Genomic DNA, 1,244 nt, shown 5'->3' on the forward strand with positions numbered 1-1,244 from the left:
CGCGCAGATCGATTACAGCCAAGTTGCCCGCGATACGATCCTCGATATTGGCTAACGACGATGCCATCGGCTTTGATGGTCGACGTTGCGCCGTCGTTCTGGCTCTCACCGAGCAGTCGCCCGACATAAGCCAGGGCGTTGACGAAGGACGAGGGCAGGATCTCGATCAAGGGGCGGGAGATCAGGGCCTCATGTTTGGATTCGCATGCAACGAGACGGATACATTGATGCCCTTGCCGATCCAACTCGCTCACCGTTTGACCAAAAGACAGGCAGAGGTCCGAAAAACGGGACAGCTTGGCTGGCTGCGTCCGGATGTGAAATCTCAAGTGTCGGTACGCTACGAGGGTCTCCGCCCGTTGGCGCTGGATACGATCGTCCTGTCGACGCAGCATGACGAGGCAGTCTCCCAGGAAACAGTCCGCGAAGGTGTCATTGAGGAGATCATCAAGCCGCTCTTGCCGCCCGACTTGGATACGACGGGGATCAGATTTCTGGTCAACCCAACAGGGCGATTCGTGATCGGCGGGCCTGCCGGCGACTGCGGCCTCACGGGACGCAAGATTATCGTCGATTCCTACGGTGGAACGGGGCGTCACGGCGGCGGCGCCTTTTCGGGCAAGGACCCATCCAAGGTTGACCGCTCGGCGGCCTATGCCGCCCGGTATGTCGCGAAGAACATCGTTGCCAGCGGACTTGCGGAGGTCTGCGAGGTTCAGCTTGCTTACGCGATCGGCGTGGCCAGTCCGGTTTCTGTCATGGTCAACACATTCGGAACCGCAAGGATTGAGGAAAAAAAGATCGAGCGCGTTATTCTTGAGCTTTTCGATCTCCGACCGAAAGGCATCATCAAGATGCTTGATCTCTTACGCCCGATATACCGCAAGACCGCGACATACGGGCACTTCGGCCGTGAAGAGCCTGAGTTCACCTGGGAAAAGACGGACAGAGCCGACGACTTGCTGCGTGAAGCAGGACCGGCAGCTGCGTGAGGGCGGCTGGATCAAGCGAATGCGGCAATCCATTTCAACTCGCTAGACCCGCGCGCGGCCGGCATGCCAGATAGCCGGGTAGTTCCTTGGCGGAGACATTGATGCCGGAATATGACCTGCTTTGCATCGGCAATGCCATTGTCGACATCATCGCGCAATGCGACGAGGCTTTCCTCGAGGCCAACGGCATCATCAAGGGCGCGATGAACCTCATCGACGCCAGGCGCGCCGAACTGCTCTACAGCCGCATGG

General features: G+C 58.9%; 2 pseudogenes. Both read left to right on the top strand.

Annotated features, from left to right (window positions below):
* A pseudogene (metK, locus tag EOA24_RS38435) lies at positions 1-992 on the top strand (methionine adenosyltransferase); the annotation flags it as partial.
* A 101-nt stretch (positions 993-1,093) separates the two neighbouring features.
* A pseudogene (locus EOA24_RS43655) lies at positions 1,094-1,244 on the top strand (adenosine kinase); the annotation flags it as partial.

The organism is Mesorhizobium sp. M2A.F.Ca.ET.039.01.1.1 (genome assembly GCF_003998035.1).
Classification (GTDB): Bacteria; Pseudomonadota; Alphaproteobacteria; order Rhizobiales; family Rhizobiaceae; genus Mesorhizobium.